The organism is Vibrio sp. 10N.222.48.A3, from assembly GCF_041475345.1.
Classification (GTDB): Bacteria; Pseudomonadota; Gammaproteobacteria; order Enterobacterales; family Vibrionaceae; genus Vibrio; species Vibrio tasmaniensis_A.
The window spans coordinates 1-1470 of the sequence record NZ_JBFRVX010001351.1 but is presented as its reverse complement, the minus strand read 5'-3'; the positions used below and the strand labels follow the sequence as shown (position 1 = coordinate 1470).

Genomic DNA, 1470 nt, shown 5'->3' with positions numbered 1-1470 from the left:
TTCTCGTATTGAGTCTTGTAGCCTTCATCCGTTGATGGGTCAGCAACAAATGAGTCATAACGAAGACCGCCAGTTACAATCAACTTGTCTTCCATGAAAAATGCTTGGTCTTGAACAAACACACCCCATTGCGTTATTTCTGCATCAGGTATACCAGTGCTACCCGGTGTAACAGTGCCTCGATCAAATTTATGGTCGTAGTTTTCTAGTTCAAAGTCATTCTGCAGGTAGGTGAAACCATATGTGAACTCGTGATCCGCACCATCAATATTCACTAGCTTAGAAAGCTGTGTATCAACTTGCATGTTTACATCAGAAGCATCACGCTCACGAAGTCGACGTCCGTTGAAGCGAGTTGTATCGTAGTTTTTATTCAGAGTACTTGAGTCTTGGTAACTTAGAGACCAGTCTAAAGAGTCAGCAATTGAAGAGCTTAGCTTAAGCTGTTGTTCCAATGTTGCACGAAAACGTTTGTTGGTGTCTTTGTTGTAATTATCAGTATATACAAAGCCCGGCATAAGCTGATAGCCATTGTAGTTTAGCTCATCTTCATCATATTGACGTTGGTAATGCTCAACCGTAATACCAACCTTATTTGAATCTGATACATTGTAGAATGCTTTGGCTAGGATATTACTTAATTCCGTATCTGCTGGGTTCTCTGCACCACGATCTGGACCTTGAACTTCGCTTCCTGATGAATGAGTTTCTGTCTCGTGGCCTTGAGCGTATGTCGCCATAACGATCGTTTCTAACTTATCTTTACGCATCGCCCAAGAAACTGTGTTCTTGAACTGTTCATCTGCAGATGTATAGGTAGATTTGATGCCAAAACGGTTTTCATCCCCGTCAGTTCTAAGCATATCCTCTGGATTTTTAGTTCTTAGCAGTACTGCACCACCAATGGCATCTGAACCGTAAAGCGTAGAAGCAGGGCCTTTATTCACCTCTATGACACTTAATGTATCGACTTCGATCGCATTCGAATATTTACGTTGCTCAGAAGCGCCAGGGTTATATGGTGTAGGTTGTTGAACTCCATCTACCATAAGTTTAACGCGATCACCTTCAACACCGCGGATGTTAAAGCCTGAAATACCAAAACGGCCACCGCCTTGAGCTTCTACTCCTGGCGTGTATTGAAGAGCTTGCTTTATGTCGCTAGACATTTGATTATCTATATCTTTTGCAGATACAGACTCAATTGAGCTTGAAACGTCTTCTTTGTTTTGTTCAGTACGCGTTGCTGATACAACAACCTCGTCAAATAGGGCATAATCTTCAGCAAAGGCTGATGTTGATGAAAGCGCTAAAACGATTGAAGCAGAGAGTAGGGATTGCTTATACATCTGATAGTTACCTTAGTTCCATAATATCATCTTGATTTGCGAAAGATGATATTGGATCTAAATGATAATTACTATTATTTGCATTTAAATAATTTTCAATATTATCAACTAATTCATAATT

Annotated in this window: 1 protein-coding gene; it reads right to left on the bottom strand. The window is 40.4% G+C overall.

Features of this window, described 5'->3' with window-relative positions:
• On the bottom strand, nt 1-1349 hold a 1349-nt coding region (locus tag AB4653_RS26265), incomplete at its 3' end, for a TonB-dependent receptor plug domain-containing protein (RefSeq protein ID WP_372105694.1).
• Nucleotides 1350-1470 lie beyond the last annotated feature (121 nt).